Raw genomic sequence first — 16303 nt, 5'->3', positions numbered from 1 at the left:
GTCTTATCCATCCTCATCCGTGCGAAACCACTCTGCCGGGTTCTGCGGGGTATTATTCTGTCTTACCTCTATATAGAGCGTTTCTGAGCGATCTGTGCCAGCCCCTTCACGAAGGGGTGACAATAGGCCACCGGATTGGTCGGCGGTTTGTTGCGAAATACCGCCCATCAGCCCAACCGGGGTGCCCCCTGCAATTACCTGTCCTGCCTTGCCGTAAACCACATCCAGGCCTGCAAATACAAACAACGTCTGTGCTTGCGGTTCAAGGATAACGACATTACCGAAATCCAGCAGCGGACCGGTATAGCGGATCGTCGCAGCAGTCGGTGTGGTGACGATAGCACCGGGGCGCGTCGCAAGGATGATACCGGGCCGTTTGACGCCAGCGGCATCCGCCTCTCCGGCGCGGCGCAAAATCAAACCCTGCGCAGGCAGCGACAGCGCTCCGATCTGCCCTTCAAGCGATACAGGTGCCGGTTCAGTTTCATCCGTGACAATCTCGGACAGTCCGCTGGCAAATCCGTCCAGCGTTTCGGTCGAGGCAATCAGGATACCTGTGCGCACCGGATCTTCGGTAAAGCGCGTCGGCAAGTCCGTTCGGTTCGCCATGGCCTGATTAAGCTCGGTCCGCGCGGCCTGCACCTGCGTCAGCCCTGCTTGAAGTCGCTCTGCCGCATCAACCTGTAGACCCCGCAACATCTGTACATTTTCCAGATCGCTGCGCAACGTATCAGCGCGACGGTTCAGGGCAGGTGTGAGTTCAGCCAACAGCATCCCTGCCCGTGCGTTCCCTGTCGGCCCGTCAGGATGCAACAGCATGACCGGTGACGGCTCGTCCCCCATGCTTTGCAGAACGCCAAGCAGCTGCGCGACTTCCTCTTCGCGCGATTGTAGTTTCTTGGTAAGCTGCGCCTCGTTTATTGCTGCTGCCCGCAAGCCCGAGCGCATTGCACCCAAGCCCGTCTCGAATGCCTGAATGGTCTGGGTCAGCGCGCGCACGCGATCACGTGCACCGTCAGCCTCGTCCAGCATACGGGATGCCTCTTCCAAGGCACCCGCGGCGGCACGCGCCTGTGTCGCGGCCGTCGACTGCCCATGCGCTGCCGCAGCCCAAACCATCAAAGACAAAGCGACGGCTAATCTCATGAAAGGAGCGACTTTCCTGTCATCTCTGCAGGTTGTTCAAGCCCCATCAAAGCCAGCAAGGTCGGTGCAAGATCAGCCAGCCGGCCATTGCGCAACGCAGCGCCATCGGGCCCTCCCACCAGCGCCACCGGCACCGGGTTAAGCGTATGCGCTGTGTGCGGACCACCTGTTTCGGAATCAATCATAACTTCGCAGTTGCCGTGATCCGCCGTGACGATCATCGCGCCGCCCGCCTTTTCAAGCGCGGTCAACACGCGACCAAGGCCGGCATCAACCGCCGTGCAAGCCGCCATAGCAGCAGCCAGATCACCGGTATGTCCGACCATATCGGGGTTGGCATAATTGACGACAATCAGGTCATACCCCTCTTCGATGGCGTGCACGAACTGGTCTGTTACCTCTCCAGAGGACATTTCCGGCTGCAAGTCATAGGTAGCCACGTCAGGAGATTTCGGCATCTGGCGATCCTCACCGTCGAACGCGCTTTCCTCCCCTCCGTTCAAAAAGAAGGTGACGTGTGGATATTTCTCGGTCTCGGCCAACCGGAACTGTCGCAGGCCCTTTTTCGCAACCCAATCACCCAAAGTGTTCGGCAATTCGGGCTTGTGATACATCGTCGTCATGTAGGCGGCATGGGCTTGTGAATATTGCGCCATCCCCATCAACGCAGACCATTCAGGCCGCGCCCCGACTGGATATGCATCAAATTCGAGCGCACCAAGGGCCGCCATAATTTCGCGTGCACGGTCGGCACGAAAATTAAGGCAGAACAACCCGTCTCCGTCATTGGCACCTTTATAATCGTCCAACACAGTTGGCAGGATGAACTCGTCGTCCTCATCCCGGCCATAGGCATCTTCTACTGCTTGCAGTGCGTTTTCTGAGCCGAGACCCTTGCCATGCAACACAGCGGCAACCGCTTTTTCAACCCGATCCCATCTGTTGTCGCGATCCAGCGCGTAATAGCGGCCGGATAAAGTGACGACACGCACGCGGTCAGACAAGGATGCGTTTAGCATTTCGAGATAGCCAAGCGCCGAGCGCGGGGCCACATCCCGGCCATCGGTGATTGCATGGATGACGACCGGAACATCCGCATCGTCAATCGCCTTTGCCGCTGCGATCATGTGGTTGAGGTGTCCGTGTACGCCCCCGTCTGACACAACACCCATCAGATGTGCGGTACCGCCCGATGCGCGCAGCTTTTCGATAAACTGCACCAGCGGCGGATTCGTTGCGAAACTGCCATCTTCAATCGCGAGGTCGATCTGGCCAAGGTCCATCGCAACCACACGGCCCGCGCCGATGTTGGTGTGTCCGACCTCTGAATTGCCCATTTGACCGCTGGGCAGCCCCACGTCCGGGCCATGAGTGATCAACGTGGCGTTGGGACAGGTGGTCATGATCCTGTCCATATTCGGCGTGTCCGCAAGTACAGGCGCGTTGCCTTCGCGCGTCTCGCTCAGGCCCCAGCCATCCAAAATACATAACACAACGGGTTTCGGGATTGTCATATGGTCCTGCTCCGGCCCTTGTTTTGCGCTCTTTTACCCTTTTGCGACTGCGCCGTGAACCACTTTCCTGAACAAGGTTGCATATGCGCAGGAAACGGATTGTTCGGGGCGCGTCGGTCCGCCAGACCAATCGCATCAAAGGAGACATATCATGCAGTATACAGCCCTTCCGACACACATCGTTCGATCCCTGCAACAAGAGGGAGGTAATGATGCGTATGACAATGCGCCGGAACGCGCGATTTCAGACGGTGACGGAAACCCCTGCCGCCATTGCTTGAAGGACATACCAAAGGGAGATGCGATGCTTATCCTTGCCTATCGACCTTTTGAAGATCTTCACCCCTACGCCGAAACCGGCCCTATTTTCCTATGCGCCGATGCCTGCCAGAATGGTAGTGGAGATGTCCTGCCAGAAATTATGCAAAGCTCGCCGGACTATCTGGTGAAAGGATACTGTTACCGCGACAGGATCGTCTATGGCACAGGCAAGGTGGTCGCTGCGGCAGCTTTGCCCGCCTATGCCAAAACCGTACTGGATGATGGCGATGTTTCATATCTCCATGTGCGGTCCGCACGAAACAACTGCTATCAACTGCGCATCGACCGCGGCTAGCCCCCTTGCCGGGGGGGGACCCTTTCGGCATAACGGCGTCAGGACAACGCCTCAGCCAAGGACACCCCCCATGAGCCAACCTGCGCCAGAGACCCGGATCGTGAACACCTACCGCATCGCGTGTGACGGTGGCGAAGGTGCGTTAGGGCATCCGCGCGTCTGGCTTCAAATCCCCAAAGACACCGGGTTTGTCGAATGCGGCTACTGTGACTGCAAATATGTGCACGCCGACTTTGAAGGCAAAGTCTAAAACGCCTCTCGCTCGCAAAGGGCAAACTGGCGACGACTAGTTCAATGATAAAGCCCTGAACACGGCATAAACCTTGCTGGCAGCGCGGGATGCTTCGTGGCATTAGGGGGCATGCCTCAGGGGAGATATCGCATGACATTCGGCAAAGGTCACCATCTGCATCTGATCGACGGTTCGGCGTTTATCTTTCGGGCGTATCACGCCTTGCCACCTTTGACGCGCAAATCAGACGGATTGCCCATCGGGGCCGTGTCAGGTTTTTGCAACATGCTGCAACGGTATGTAGAGGCGAATACAGGTGATGATGCGCCAACACACGTGGCGGTCATCTTTGACAAAGGCAGCCATACCTTCCGCAACGAGATGTATGATCAGTACAAGGCAAACCGCGAGGCGATGCCGGAAGATTTGCGCCCGCAGATTCCGCTGACCCGCGAAGCCACGATTGCATTCAACATTGCCTGTGAAGAAAAGGAAGGTTTTGAAGCCGACGACATTATCGCGACACTCGCCGTACAGGCCCGTGCTGCCGGCGGGCGTTGCACGATCATCAGTTCGGACAAGGACCTGATGCAGCTTGTCGGTGATGGCGTTGAAATGTTCGACGCGATGAAAAATACAAGGATCGACCGCGAAGGGGTTCACGCAAAATTCGGCGTCTATCCAGAAAGCGTTGTCGATGTGCAAGCTCTCGCAGGTGATTCCGTTGATAACGTGCCGGGTGCACCAGGCATCGGCATCAAAACAGCCGCGCTTTTGATCAATGAGTACGGTGATCTTGAAGCGTTGCTGGAACGTGCCGAAGAGATCAAGCAACCCAAGCGGCGCCAGACCCTGATTGATCACGCAGAGCAAATCCGCCTGTCGCGCAAGCTCGTGCTGCTGGATGAGAACACGCCGCTGGACTTCACGCTTGATGACCTCGAAGTGCGCGAACCTGATCCTGAAAAACTACTGACATTCCTTGCCAAGATGGAGTTCCGCACCCTGACCAAGCGGATCGCGGATGCGCTGGATGCCGAAGCGCCGGTAATTGCGGATGCACCGCCCCTGCCGGATGCGCCGAAGATGGCGGATGTGCCTTTCGATGCGGAGCAATACGAACATGTAGGCGACACCGCTGCCCTGCAAAAGTGGATCAATGCGATTTACGAGGTCGGCTATGTCGCCGTCGATACGGAGACGACCGGCCTGGACGAAATGACTGCTGATTTGGTTGGCATCTCGCTGGCAACCGCACCCGGTAAGGCATGCTATATCCCGTTGATCCACAAGGCGAACCGCGGCGATGACTTGTTTGGTGGCGATGAACTGGCCGAAGGTCAGATGCCGCTCGAAGAAGCGCTGAAAATCCTGACGCCGATGCTGGAGGACCCTGCGATCCTCAAGATCGGTCAGAACATGAAATTCGATGCCAAGATTTTCGCACAGATCGGCATCACTGTGGCCCCTTTCGACGATACTATGCTGATGTCTTATGCCCAGCACGCAGGCCTGCACAATCACGGGATGGATGCGCTGTCGGAACGATATCTCAATCACACCCCCATTCCGATCAAACCGCTGCTAGGTTCCGGCAAGTCCGCGATCACCTTCGACAAGGTCCCGCTTGCTGATGCTGTCAAATATGCGGCCGAGGATGCGGACATCACGTTGCGGCTTTGGCAATATCTGAAACCGCAGCTACACACCGTTCAGGTGACGAAGGTGTACGAAACGCTTGAGCGGCCACTGGTGCCTGTTTTGGCCGCGATGGAGCGGTCAGGGGTCAAGGTGGACCGCGATACACTAAGCCGGATGTCCAATGCGTTTGCCCAAAAGATGGCGGGACTGGAAGACGAGCTTTACGGTCTGGCGGGTCGTAAATTCAACGTAGGCTCTCCCGCACAGGTCGGTGAAATCCTGTTTGATGAAATGGGGCTTGAGGGCGGCAAGAAGGGCAAGACCGGCAAATATGCCACTGGCGCGGATGTTCTTGAGGATCTGGCCACCGAGCATGAATTGCCTGCGCGGGTGTTGGACTGGCGCCAGCTGAGCAAGCTCAAGTCGACCTACACCGATGCATTGCAGGACCATATCAACCCTGATACGGGCCGCGTGCATACGTCTTATTCTATTGCGGGGGCATCCACGGGGCGGCTCGCCTCGACCGATCCGAACCTGCAAAACATCCCGATCCGTTCCGAAGAAGGCCGTCGCATCCGCGAAGCCTTTGTCGCGGAGGAAGGTAAGACGCTTGTCGCGCTCGATTATTCCCAGATCGAACTGCGCATCCTTGCGCATATCGCGGATATTCCCGCGCTCAAGGAGGCCTTTGCGCGGGGTGATGACATTCACGCCATGACCGCCTCCGAGATGTTTGACGTACCCATGGACGAGATGACATCCGACATCCGCCGCCGTGCGAAAGCCATCAACTTTGGCGTGATTTATGGTATCTCCGGCTTTGGGCTTGCACGTAACCTGCGCATTCCGCGGGCCGAAGCTCAGGGGTTCATCGACCGCTATTTCGAACGCTTCCCCGGCATTCGAACATATATGGACGACACCAAGAAATTCGCCAAAGAACACGGTTATGTGCAAACGCTCTTTGGTCGCAAAATACACACGCCAGAGATTGCATCAAAGGGTCCACGCGCCGGATTTGCCGCGCGCGCCGCAATCAACGCCCCGATCCAAGGTACTGCCGCTGATGTGATCCGCCGCGCGATGATCCGCATGCCCGATGCCATTGCCGATCTGCCCGCGACCATGCTGCTGCAAGTGCATGACGAACTGCTGTTCGAAGTTGAGAAGGGCAGCGAAGACAAACTGATCGCAGCCGCCCGCGAAGTGATGGAAAACGCCAACGATCCTGTCGTCAAACTGGATGTAAAGCTGACGGTTGACGCCGGAACCGGAGCAAACTGGGCAGAGGCACACTAGGGGTGTCATGCGTCACGGTGCAGGCAGCGGTGGGCAGTCATTGGACTTATCGCTGGCTTGATGCATGTCATAGGCTATGACACCGGTCCTCTATTCCTTTCGCCGCTGCCCTTACGCGATGCGCGCGCGCCTTGCGCTAGATGTTTCCGGTGTTCAGGTTGCGCTGCGCGAAGTTGTGCTGCGCGACAAGCCTCAGGCGTTTCTTGAGGCATCGCCAAGCGGCACTGTGCCTTGCCTGATTGATGGGACAACAGTGATTGATGAGAGCATCGACATCATGCACTGGGCCTTGCAACAGAACGATCCCGAAGGATGGCTTGATATGCCGCAACTGGGTCATGACCTGATCGCGCGGTTCGATGGTCCGTTCAAATCCGCATTGGACCGGACGAAATACGCAACAAGATACCCCGATGAAGACCCAGAAGAGCATCGCAGAATGGCCAGCACATTCCTGATGGACCTGAACGCACAAATCCACGGATATATCTTTGGCAAGCCTACCCTCGTTGATTATGCCATCCTGCCCTTTGTGCGTCAGTTCGCCTTTATCGACAAAGACTGGTTTGACGCGCAGGATTGGATCGTCCTGCACACATGGCTGGATGGGTTTCTGGCGTCAGATCGTTTTAACCGTATCATGCCGAAATTTGCGCAATGGCATCCCGATGATGCCCCGCTGATGTTTCCTTAAGGCGCACGTACCAGTTTTGATACCAGCTTGCGGGTTAAAGGGGCCACGATCAGGACCGCTGGAAAAGCAATCATCCAGCTGGCCGACCAGTTCCCCAGCCATAGCGTAAACAGCCCATCGCCCAATCCAACCGCGCGGATGGTCGAAATGCCTGACACCAGAAATGACATCAGGCCTGACAGGATAAATCCGAAAACAATCGGCGCATAGCGTGGCGGGATCATCGTTTCATCCAGTCCAGTGAGGTTTCGGTCGGCCCTTGCGGGTGGTATTCCGCGCTGATCCAACCAGTGTAATTCGACCGCTCAATCTTTTCGAACAATTCCGCGAAATCGACATCCCCTGTGCCGGGCGCACCCCTGTCTGGTATATCACCGATCTGGATATGGCGGATCAGATCAAAGTGTTTGTCAAACACTGCCAGCGCATCGCCGTGGATCATTTGCGCATGATAGCTGTCGTATTGCAGCGCCACATTTGGTGCCCCCACGGCACCTAGAATCTCAGCCGTCAAATCATAATCATTCAGGAAATACCCCGGCATCGTGACTGGATTGAGCGGCTCAAGCGTCAGGGTCACGCATTTTGGGGCCGCATCAGCCGCCCATTTTATGTTTTCGATCAGAGTTTCTTTGCACGCCGCCCCTTCTCCGTCACCCGTCATGACATGGATAAAGGAAGCACCCAAAGCCTCGGCATAGCGAAACACGCGCTTCATATCGTATCTGAACCGATCGACTTTGTCGGGTTCGGCTGCAAAACCGCGTGCGCCGCCGGTGTAGTTCGGTGGCGGTGCGTTGATCAAAACCATCTCCAACCCGTTCGACCGCAGCGCACCAAGTGTCTCTTTGGCTGCAACGTCATAGGGGAATAAAATCTCGACCGCCGCGAATCCCGCGTCAGCGGCTGCCTCAAATCGGTCGAGATAAGGCAGCTCAGGCCAGAGCAGGGTCAGGTTTGCGGCAAATTTTAATGGCATCAGGCATCTTTTGGTAACTCATCCGAGGGGATGATGCCAAAGAATGCGCTGCCTGACCACAGGCCAAACCATCCCTCATGGTGCACACCCAATTCCACGAGCCGGTAAAAGCTCTTTCGGTCTATCAACGCCTCAAGATTGCGACGGATCAGAACATAGGGTGACGGCTCTCCCGTTTTTGGGTCGCGCACCACCCTGATCGGGTTGTCCGGCCCGGCCGTAGCGTAATCGCCCACGTTGGTCTCAAATCGCAAAATCTGATCGCTGCCGGCATTTGTCGCCTCGAAATCGACGGCGATAAACGGTGCGTCCTCGACGGTGATACCGACTTTTTCCACCGGCGTCACAAGGAAGTATTTGTCATCCTCCCGCCATAGAATCGTTGAGAACAGCTTCACCAGTTCGGGCCGACCAATCGGCGTGCCTTCATAAAACCAGGTCCCGTCCCGCTTGATCTGCATGTCGAGATCGCCACAGAACGGAGGATTCCATTTCTCTAACGGCGGTAATCCGCGTGTTTTTGCGGCACGTGCAGCTTCTGCCAGTGCGTTGGCTGTCGGGGTAACGGTTTTTTGTCCGCTCATTGCTTTTGCCATTTCCAGTTAAAGAGATAGGTTTACACTGATGCATATAACTCCAAGGAAGCATTTGTCATGACCCAAGCCGAAGACATGGTGGCCCAGATCGAAAGTCTTGGCGAAAAGCTCGCCCAAGCCAAGAGCTCGATCACCAAGAGATTTATCGGTCAGGAGCGTGTGGTCGAGCTTACGTTAACCGCGCTTTTGTGTGGCGGTCATGGGCTTTTGATCGGTCTGCCCGGTCTGGGCAAAACCCGCCTGGTCGAAACGCTCAGCACCGTGATGGGGCTGGATGGCAACCGCGTACAATTTACACCAGACCTGATGCCCGCAGATATTCTGGGGTCCGAAGTGCTGGACACAGCCGAAGATGGCAGCCGCGCGTTCCGCTTTGTCGAAGGGCCGATCTTTTGCCAGTTGCTGATGGCCGACGAAATCAACCGCGCCAGCCCCCGCACGCAATCCGCGCTTTTGCAGGCGATGCAGGAAAAGACCGTGACTGTCGCAGGGCAGGACCGCACATTGGGCATTCCCTTTCACGTATTGGCGACCCAGAACCCGATTGAGCAAGAAGGCACCTATCCATTACCGGAAGCGCAGTTGGACCGCTTTCTTGTGCAGATTGACGTGGCCTATCCTGACCGCGCGACGGAACGTGATATCTTGTTGGCAACCACAGGCGATGAAGACGCCGCATCGACACAGGTTTTCACGACGCAAGAACTGCTTGATGCGCAGCGTCTGCTGCGCCGTATGCCGGTAGGCGATTCAGTGGTCGAGATGATCCTCGATCTGGTGCGGGCCTTCCGCCCGGATGAAGAGGGCGCGAGCCAGCAGGTCCGCGATACGGTTGCTTGGGGGCCCGGCCCGCGTGCCTCTCAGGCGCTGATGCTGGCGGTACGGGCACGTGCGCTGTTGCAAGGTCGCCTTGCGCCTTCGGCCGAGGATGTCATCGATATGGCGCGCCCCGTCCTGACCCACCGCATGGCGCTGAATTTTGCCGCACGTGCACGCGGCGACAGTCTTCATGCGCTGATCGACGAAACCGCAAGCAATCTGACCAAATCAAAGGCTGCCGCGTGATCGTACCCACCTCCCTTCGCGCGGATGCAGAAGAACAGGCATCGCGACTGCCTGCTTTGCTTGCCCGGGCAGAGCACCTTGCCGGTGCTGTCCTGCTGGGCGCGCATGGACGCAGGCGTGCGGGAATGGGCGATGATTTCTGGCAATACCGGCCAGCGCAGATGGGTGACAGTCGCAGAATGATTGACCACCGCCGGTCTGCGCGGGGCGATCAGGAATTCGTGCGTGAACGCGAATGGCAAATTGCGCAATCCATCATGCTTTGGGTTGATCAGGGCGCGTCCATGCGGTTTGCCTCTGCCAAGGGTTTGCCTGAAAAGGCGGACCGCGCACGGCTTTTGGGTCTGGCGCTTGCAATTTTGCTTTTGCGCGGTGGTGAGCGTGTAGGACTGACAGGTACTCTTTTGCCCCCGCGGCGCGGCAACCCGCAGATCATGCGGCTGGCAGAGCTGTTCTGCCGCGATGATGACACAGACTACCCCCCGCCGGAACATCGCGCGATGATCCCCAATGCCCGCGCTGTTTTTATCTCTGACTTCATGGGGGATCTGGACGGCGTGCAGACTGCGCTGACCAAAGCTGCGGACCGTGGGGTGCGCGGCGTTCTCTATCATGTGCTCGACCCGTCCGAAGAAGCATTCCCTTTCACCGGTCGTACGATTTTTGAAAGCGTAGGCGGTACGTTGCGCCATGAAACCCTCAAGGCCAATGATCTCAAGGCGCGCTATCTGGAGCGGCTCGCTGCGCGCAAAGCCGAGCTACAGCGGCTTTGTGCGTTAACCGGTTGGCAATACGGCCTGCACCACACAGATGCTTCGCCGCAGTCTGCTTTGTTGTGGCTTTATGGCGCGCTTGATGCGCGGTCAGGGGTAGCCGCATGATGGTTCTGGGTGGCATCGGTTTTACTGCCCCTTGGCTGCTGGTTGCTTTGCTGGTCTTGCCGATCCTTTGGCTGATCCTGCGGGCGGTCCCGCCTGCCCCGATCCGCCGCCGCTTTCCCGGTGTCGCACTTCTGTTGGGTCTGTCAGACGATGAAACCGTGTCAGACAGGACACCTTGGTGGCTTTTGCTGCTGCGTATGCTGGCCGTGGCCGCGATCATTCTGGGGCTGGCCGGTCCGGTGCTGAACCCGCAGGCCGATCAGGCCCAAGGCGATGGTCCGTTGCTGATCGTGTTGGATGGCAGTTGGGCCGGTGCCACCCACTGGCCAGAGCAAACCCGAGCGATAGAAGCGCAGCTGACCCGTGCGGCTCGCGCCGAGCGGACTGTCGGTTTCATCGCGCTCACTCGGCCCGAAGCGCCGGTGTTTCAGTCAGCGGATGTCTGGCGCACGCGCCTTGCCGGCTTCAGCCCGTCCCCCTGGCAACCGTCGCCCGCAGATGTGGCAAAGACGATAGAAGCCATCGAGGGCCTGGGAGATTTCGACACGCTCTGGTTCAGTGATGCGCTGGACTACGAGGGGCGTGACCGCGTGCTCGAAGCGTTGCAGGCCCGCGGTTCAGTTGAGGTTTACCAGACTGCGGCAAACGTTCTCGCCATTGCGCCTGCGGTCTACGAAAACAACGTGATTAATCTGATGGTATCCCGCGCGGCGGCAGGTTTGCCGCGTGAGGTTGTGATACAGGCAGAAGGGCGTGATCCGGCAGGAAACGCGCGGATCCTCGCCACAGCAAATGCCAGTTTTGAGGCCAGCGATACCGTTGCCACCGCCGAACTTTCTCTACCTTCGGAATTGCGTGCGCGGATCACAGGCTTTGCAATTGCCGGACAGCGTTCGGCAGGTGCGATTGCGCTTGTGGATGATGCATTGCGCCGAAGAGAGGTCGCGCTGATCGGAAGTGACAACGCTCAAGAGGGCTTGCAGCTTTTGTCGCCGCTTCATTATATCGAACAGGCGCTTGAGCCGACCGCCGATCTGATCGACGGCTCCATTACGGACGTGCTGCCTGCAAACCCAGATGTGATTGTTCTGGCGGATGTCGCTACGCTGTCAGAAGCCGAAGCTGCCCCGTTGCTCGAGTGGATCGATCAGGGCGGCATGCTGGTCCGCTTTGCAGGACCGCGTGTTGCAGCAAGTGATATCAGCCGGTTCGACGAAGATCCGCTGATGCCTGTGCGCCTGCGCGCCGGTGGACGCAGTGTTGGTGGCGCAATGAGCTGGGGAGAACCCAAATCGCTCGACACTTTCAAAGACACCTCGCCTTTCTTTGGTCTGAGTATCCCTGATGATGTTGTGGTAACAGCGCAGGTCGTGGCCCAACCCGATCCTACCCTTGCAAACCGCGTGATTGCCGCATTGAGTGACGGCACGCCACTGGTGACCCGCAAGGTCGTAGGCCAAGGGCAGATTGTGCTCTTTCACGTGACTGCCACTGCGGAATGGTCCACCTTGCCGCTTTCGGGCCTGTTTGTGCAGATGCTGGAACGCCTTGCAGTCTCGTCCGCCGCCGCCTCGCCGGATGCGGGGGATCTGGAAGGCACCACATGGACGCCGCTGCGCGTCATGGACGGTTACGGGGTCTTGTCTGACGCGGGCAACCTGCCCGGTGTTGACGGTGCCGCACTGGTGTCGGAACCCGCAGGCATTGCATTGCAACCGGGCATTTATGGCAACGCAGAGCGTCGTCTGGCGCGCAATGCCTTTGGTGCTAATGATGCCCTTACGCCTGCCAGCTGGCCGCTGGATGTACCCGTGCGCGGCATTGCTGTTGCGCCTGAACAACCCGTGGCAGGATGGTTGCTCAGCCTTTCAATCCTCCTGCTGCTTGCCGATGTTGTGGCGTCCCTCGCCCTGTCCGGCAGATTGCTACGTCGAAGCAATGCGACCGCCGCTGCGTTTTTGATCGCTTTGCCCCTCGTCGGTTTCGGCCTGCCCGCAGACGCACAGTCAGAGGCTGATGAATTCGCTCTCGCGGCCACGTCGGAAGTCTCGCTTGCTCACATCATTACCGGTAACCCAAGGGTGGACGAAATTGCCGCCGCCGGTTTGCAGGGCCTGTCTGATACCTTGTTTTTCCGCACGTCGATCGAGCCTGCACCCGCCACTGCGGTTGATCTGGAACGGGACGAACTGGCGTTCTTTCCGTTCCTGTACTGGCCGGTCACGCCGGATCAGCCCCGCCCGTCTGCCGAGGCCTATATCAAGCTAAATGACTACCTTCGTTCAGGCGGGTTGATCCTGTTTGATACCCGTGACGCGGATATCGCCAGCTTTGGCGCGGCAAGCCCCAATGGTCGCAAACTGCAAGATCTCGCTGCCGCACTCGCTATTCCTCCGCTTGAGCCACTGCCAGGCGACCATGTTCTGACCCGCACCTTTTATCTGTTGCAGGACTTCCCCGGTCGTCACAACAGCCGCGATGTCTGGGTTGAAGCGGCACCGCCCAACGCCGAACAAATCGAAGGCATGCCCTTTCGGAACCTGAATGACGGCGTCACGCCTGTTGTGATCGGGGGGAACGACTGGGCCGCTGCATGGGCCGTGCGCAGTGACGGTGCGCCGATGGTTCCTATCGGGCGCGGCTATTCCGGCGACCGGCAGCGCGAACTTGCCAGCCGGTTTGGGGTCAACCTGATCATGCATGTGCTGACAGGCAACTACAAATCGGATCAGGTACACGTTCCTGCGCTGTTGGATAGGTTGGGCCAATGACTGCGACAATTGTATATGATCCGCTGATACCGGTTTCGCTGTTGATCGTCGTGGCGATCATCGCCTTGATCGCGTTGATCCTCGCCATTCTGCGCGGGCTGAATGGCTGGCCCCTGCGCGGGCTTGCCGCCGCTGTTGTTCTGGGGGCGCTTGCCAACCCGTCCTATCAGCAGGAGGACCGCGCGCCGCTGAGCGATATCGTTTTGCTGGTGGAGGACGAAAGCGCCAGTGGCCGGTTGGGAAACCGGGCAGCGCAAACCGAGAATGCCGCCAACGCTTTGGCCGCACAGATCATGGCCCGCCCCAACACCGAACTGCGCCGCGTGACCGTTCCCGACGGCGCGGGTGATGCTGGTACCGAAGTGATGGCCGCGATTACCGAGGCTTTGGCAGAAGAGCCGCGCGCGCGTGTCGCCGGAATTCTCGCGCTTAGCGACGGGCGTGTGCATGATGCTGATCTGCCAATTGACCTGCCTGCACCGATGCACCTTCTGATGACTGGCACCGAAGCGGACTGGGACCGCAGGCTGACGGTGCGAAACGCGCCCGCATTTGCAATCATCGGAGAGCCGGTGACCCTGACCTTGCGAATCGACGACCTTGGCGCGGCACCTGCGGGCGAAACCCTTGCCCCGCTGGATATTTCTATCGACGGGGAGCCGGCGCAAACCTTCCGCATCCCTATTGGTCAGGACCTTGAGCTGCCGATCACCCTGCCACACGGCGGGCGCAATGTGATCCGGTTCTCCCTTCCGGAAGCAGAAGGCGAACTGACAGATCGCAATAACAGCGCCCTGATACAGATGAACGGTGTCCGGGACCGCCTGCGGGTGCTGCTGGTCAGCGGAGAGCCGCATCCGGGTGGACGCACATGGCGCAACCTTCTTAAGTCGGACAGCTCTGTTGATCTGGTTCATTTCACAATCCTGCGTCCGCCGGAAAAACAGGATGGCGTGCCGGTGACCGAATTATCGCTGATTGCATTTCCGACCCGCGAATTATTCATGGAAAAGATCGATGATTTCGATCTCATCATCTTTGACCGTTACCAAAGGCGCGGCATCCTGCCAGCGCTTTATCTAGACAACGTGGCAAATTACGTGCGTCAAGGTGGTGCGGTACTGGTCGCCGCCGGGCCTGACTATGCCAGCGCCGACAGTCTTTACCGTTCTCCGCTCAGCACAATTCTGCCCGCCACGCCGACGGCACGTGTACTCGAAGAACCATTCCGTCCATTGGTCACCGACCTTGGCGACCGCCATCCTGTCACCACCGATCTGCCAGATAATGGTGATTGGGGGCGTTGGTTGCGGCAGATTGATGTGACAGAGACCAACGGCAATGTGGTTATGGAGGGCATTGACGGACGTCCGCTGCTGATCCTTGACCGCGTGGAAGAAGGACGCGTGGCGCTACTTGCCTCCGATCATGCATGGCTCTGGAGCCGTGGCTACGAAGGTGGTGGTCCGCAGTTGGAGCTCTTGCGGCGTTTGGCGCACTGGATGATGAAAGAGCCCGAGCTGGAAGAAGAAGCTTTGACCGCAACTGCCGAAGGCCAGACGATGCGGATCATTCGTCGCACGCTGGAGGGCAACGTTCCTCCAGTGGCCGTGACGGCACCGGACGGAACCACCTCGGAAGTGGAAATGGGCGAGACTTCCGCAGGGCAATTCGAAGGAACCTATCAAGGACCCGAAATAGGGCTGTACCGATTAGAAAACGAAGATCAGACGGCAGTTATCGGTCTTGGCCCGGCCGCACCCCGCGAATTTGTCGAGACAATTGCGAGTGCTGACGCCCTAGCCCCTGCTGTCGATGCGTTGCGCGGTGGTGTGGTCCGGCTGGAGGATGGCTTGCCACGCTTGCGCAACGTGCGGGCCGGACGCCCTGCGGCGGGGCGCGGCTGGGTTGGCCTTACGCCGCGTGGTGCCTACGAGACACGCGACATCCGTCAGACCCCGATCCTACCGGGATGGCTCGTGCTGTTCCTGTCGGCGGGACTGATCACTGCCGCATGGCTTCGCGAGGGGCGGAGGTAGAGTGCCTCACTAACCCGTCAGGAACCTGCGACGCGCCTTTGCTCTACCTTACGGACAAACGACGCATTTTCCGTGCGGAAACGGTCGGCAAAATCACTATTCCTAGAACCGGAAAGCTTTTTATGTCCGCTCTCGGGGGCGTCGCCGAGATCAATCTTTACCCCAAGGTGGTCAGCGATGGACTGCACAATTTCATGCGTTGGTGTCGCCATCATCTGCTCATAGGTCATGCGCAGGGGCTCAACTTGATGCGCTTGAAAGAAGCTTTCGATATTGCGCTCGGACCATGCAAGCATGGAGACGATGCGCCTGATATGCCTCTGATCATAGACAAGCGTATCTCTTGAGCGCTGGATATCGTCTTTGGTTGCGCTCTTGGCATGCGCGACGCCCGACTGCACCATTGCCATCACTGACACTGCTTGTGCGACGATGTCCTGCCGTCTGAGCCAGATGAATTTCGACGGCTCGACATACTGCAGGAACCGGCGCTCCGTTTTGAAAATGCTCAGCAAGTGTGGCCACGTCAGCTCTGCCCCGAAGACGCCCTTGGTATTTCGTGCCCGCAGAATTTTGCCAACATATTCGTCGAGAGATGACGCCCCCATTGCCCGTGCAATCGAATGTGCCAAGACTGGATTGAACACTTCGACGGCGTCTCCCATCGTTCCTGTGCCCCCGATCAGATCGCTCAGATACGAAGACCCGCTTCTTGGAGTGAAGAAAATCGCATACCGCAGATCGGGCAAAGGTCGCGACATCAAATCATTAAAATGCGGCCGACATGGTACGCTGTGATTGAAGGGGCTTCTGCGTCTGTATTTGTA

Annotated in this window: 14 protein-coding genes; 8 read left to right on the top strand and 6 right to left on the bottom strand. The window is 58.2% G+C overall.

Features of this window, described 5'->3' with window-relative positions; translation table 11 throughout:
- Window positions 1-3: 3 nt before the first annotated feature.
- Together Z946_RS0109470 and gpmI are read right to left on the bottom strand one after the other, a co-directional pair.
- On the bottom strand, window positions 4-1146 hold the full coding sequence (locus Z946_RS0109470) for a murein hydrolase activator EnvC family protein (protein WP_025055497.1): 1143 nt from the start codon (window positions 1144-1146) through the stop codon (window positions 4-6).
- Window positions 1143-2660: a 2,3-bisphosphoglycerate-independent phosphoglycerate mutase gene (gene gpmI, locus Z946_RS0109465; RefSeq protein WP_025055496.1), complete on the bottom strand. Its 1518-nt coding sequence runs from the start codon at window positions 2658-2660 to the stop codon at window positions 1143-1145. Before gpmI ends, Z946_RS0109470 begins: the two co-directional genes overlap by 4 nt.
- A gap of 151 nt (window positions 2661-2811) precedes the next feature.
- Here gpmI and Z946_RS0109460 point away from each other — a divergent pair, with 151 nt between their 5' ends.
- The 4 genes from Z946_RS0109460 to Z946_RS0109445 all read left to right on the top strand — a co-directional run bounded on the left by Z946_RS0109460 (window position 2812) and on the right by Z946_RS0109445 (window position 7145).
- A complete protein-coding gene (locus tag Z946_RS0109460; protein WP_037969148.1) occupies window positions 2812-3276 on the top strand; it encodes a DUF1203 domain-containing protein in 465 nt (154 codons plus the stop codon).
- A 70-nt stretch (window positions 3277-3346) separates the two neighbouring features.
- A complete protein-coding gene (locus Z946_RS0109455) occupies window positions 3347-3526 on the top strand; it encodes a zinc-finger domain-containing protein (protein WP_025055494.1) in 180 nt (59 codons plus the stop codon).
- Window positions 3527-3658: 132 nt separating this feature from the next.
- A complete protein-coding gene (gene polA / locus Z946_RS0109450) occupies window positions 3659-6451 on the top strand; it encodes a DNA polymerase I (RefSeq protein WP_025055493.1) in 2793 nt (930 codons plus the stop codon).
- Between the two features lie 76 nt (window positions 6452-6527).
- Window positions 6528-7145, top strand: a complete 618-nt coding sequence (locus tag Z946_RS0109445) for a glutathione S-transferase (protein ID WP_025055492.1) — start codon at window positions 6528-6530, stop codon at window positions 7143-7145.
- Here the strand turns inward: Z946_RS0109445 and Z946_RS0109440 are convergent.
- From Z946_RS0109440 to Z946_RS0109430, 3 genes are read right to left on the bottom strand one after another with little or no spacing between them, the layout of a single operon-like run.
- Window positions 7142-7369: a DUF2798 domain-containing protein gene (locus Z946_RS0109440; protein WP_025055491.1), complete on the bottom strand. Its 228-nt coding sequence runs from the start codon at window positions 7367-7369 to the stop codon at window positions 7142-7144. The genes Z946_RS0109445 and Z946_RS0109440 overlap by 4 nt on opposite strands.
- Window positions 7366-8124 (bottom strand): hydroxypyruvate isomerase family protein, encoded by a 759-nt coding sequence (locus tag Z946_RS0109435; RefSeq protein WP_025055490.1) that lies wholly within the window; start codon window positions 8122-8124, stop codon window positions 7366-7368. The genes Z946_RS0109440 and Z946_RS0109435 overlap by 4 nt, the downstream gene beginning before the upstream one ends.
- A complete protein-coding gene (locus Z946_RS0109430) occupies window positions 8124-8708 on the bottom strand; it encodes a DUF1285 domain-containing protein (protein WP_025055489.1) in 585 nt (194 codons plus the stop codon). Before Z946_RS0109430 ends, Z946_RS0109435 begins: the two co-directional genes overlap by 1 nt.
- 69 nt (window positions 8709-8777) lie before the next feature.
- On the opposite strand from Z946_RS0109430, the gene Z946_RS0109425 reads away from it, so the two are divergent.
- From Z946_RS0109425 to Z946_RS0109410, 4 genes are read left to right on the top strand one after another with little or no spacing between them, the layout of a single operon-like run.
- Entirely contained in the window at window positions 8778-9785 is a 1008-nt protein-coding gene (locus Z946_RS0109425; RefSeq protein ID WP_025055488.1) for an AAA family ATPase, read from the top strand.
- A complete protein-coding gene (locus Z946_RS0109420; protein WP_025055487.1) occupies window positions 9782-10666 on the top strand; it encodes a DUF58 domain-containing protein in 885 nt (294 codons plus the stop codon). The genes Z946_RS0109425 and Z946_RS0109420 overlap by 4 nt, the downstream gene beginning before the upstream one ends.
- Window positions 10663-13437 (top strand): DUF4159 domain-containing protein, encoded by a 2775-nt coding sequence (locus tag Z946_RS0109415; RefSeq protein WP_025055486.1) that lies wholly within the window; start codon window positions 10663-10665, stop codon window positions 13435-13437. The genes Z946_RS0109420 and Z946_RS0109415 overlap by 4 nt, the downstream gene beginning before the upstream one ends.
- On the top strand, window positions 13434-15476 hold the full coding sequence (locus Z946_RS0109410; protein ID WP_025055485.1) for a membrane protein: 2043 nt from the start codon (window positions 13434-13436) through the stop codon (window positions 15474-15476). Before Z946_RS0109415 ends, Z946_RS0109410 begins: the two co-directional genes overlap by 4 nt.
- Before the next feature lie 17 nt (window positions 15477-15493).
- Here the strand turns inward: Z946_RS0109410 and Z946_RS0109405 are convergent, their stop codons facing one another.
- On the bottom strand, window positions 15494-16237 hold the full coding sequence (locus Z946_RS0109405) for a Stf0 family sulfotransferase (protein ID WP_025055484.1): 744 nt from the start codon (window positions 16235-16237) through the stop codon (window positions 15494-15496).
- Between the last annotated feature and the right edge of the window lie 66 nt (window positions 16238-16303).

Origin of the sequence: Sulfitobacter noctilucicola, from assembly GCF_000622385.1 — a bacterium.
GTDB lineage: Bacteria > Pseudomonadota > Alphaproteobacteria > Rhodobacterales > Rhodobacteraceae > Sulfitobacter > Sulfitobacter noctilucicola.
This window is presented reverse-complemented; position numbering and strand designations above follow the sequence as displayed.

Bases quoted from the DNA above. Each gene is read 5' to 3' on its own strand.
- Z946_RS0109405 (WP_025055484.1), bottom strand. From the start codon at position 16,237: ATGTCGCGACCTTTGCCCGATCTGCGGTATGCGATTTTCTTCACTCCA.
- Z946_RS0109435 (WP_025055490.1), bottom strand. From the start codon at position 8,124: ATGCCATTAAAATTTGCCGCAAACCTGACCCTGCTCTGGCCTGAGCTG.
- Z946_RS0109410 (WP_025055485.1), top strand. From the start codon at position 13,434: ATGACTGCGACAATTGTATATGATCCGCTGATACCGGTTTCGCTGTTG.
- Z946_RS0109425 (WP_025055488.1), top strand. From the start codon at position 8,778: ATGACCCAAGCCGAAGACATGGTGGCCCAGATCGAAAGTCTTGGCGAA.
- Z946_RS0109445 (WP_025055492.1), top strand. From the start codon at position 6,528: ATGACACCGGTCCTCTATTCCTTTCGCCGCTGCCCTTACGCGATGCGC.
- Z946_RS0109470 (WP_025055497.1), bottom strand. From the start codon at position 1,146: ATGAGATTAGCCGTCGCTTTGTCTTTGATGGTTTGGGCTGCGGCAGCG.
- gpmI (WP_025055496.1), bottom strand. From the start codon at position 2,660: ATGACAATCCCGAAACCCGTTGTGTTATGTATTTTGGATGGCTGGGGC.
- Z946_RS0109460 (WP_037969148.1), top strand. From the start codon at position 2,812: ATGCAGTATACAGCCCTTCCGACACACATCGTTCGATCCCTGCAACAA.
- Z946_RS0109430 (WP_025055489.1), bottom strand. From the start codon at position 8,708: ATGAGCGGACAAAAAACCGTTACCCCGACAGCCAACGCACTGGCAGAA.
- Z946_RS0109440 (WP_025055491.1), bottom strand. From the start codon at position 7,369: ATGATCCCGCCACGCTATGCGCCGATTGTTTTCGGATTTATCCTGTCA.
- Z946_RS0109455 (WP_025055494.1), top strand. From the start codon at position 3,347: ATGAGCCAACCTGCGCCAGAGACCCGGATCGTGAACACCTACCGCATC.
- polA (WP_025055493.1), top strand. From the start codon at position 3,659: ATGACATTCGGCAAAGGTCACCATCTGCATCTGATCGACGGTTCGGCG.
- Z946_RS0109415 (WP_025055486.1), top strand. From the start codon at position 10,663: ATGATGGTTCTGGGTGGCATCGGTTTTACTGCCCCTTGGCTGCTGGTT.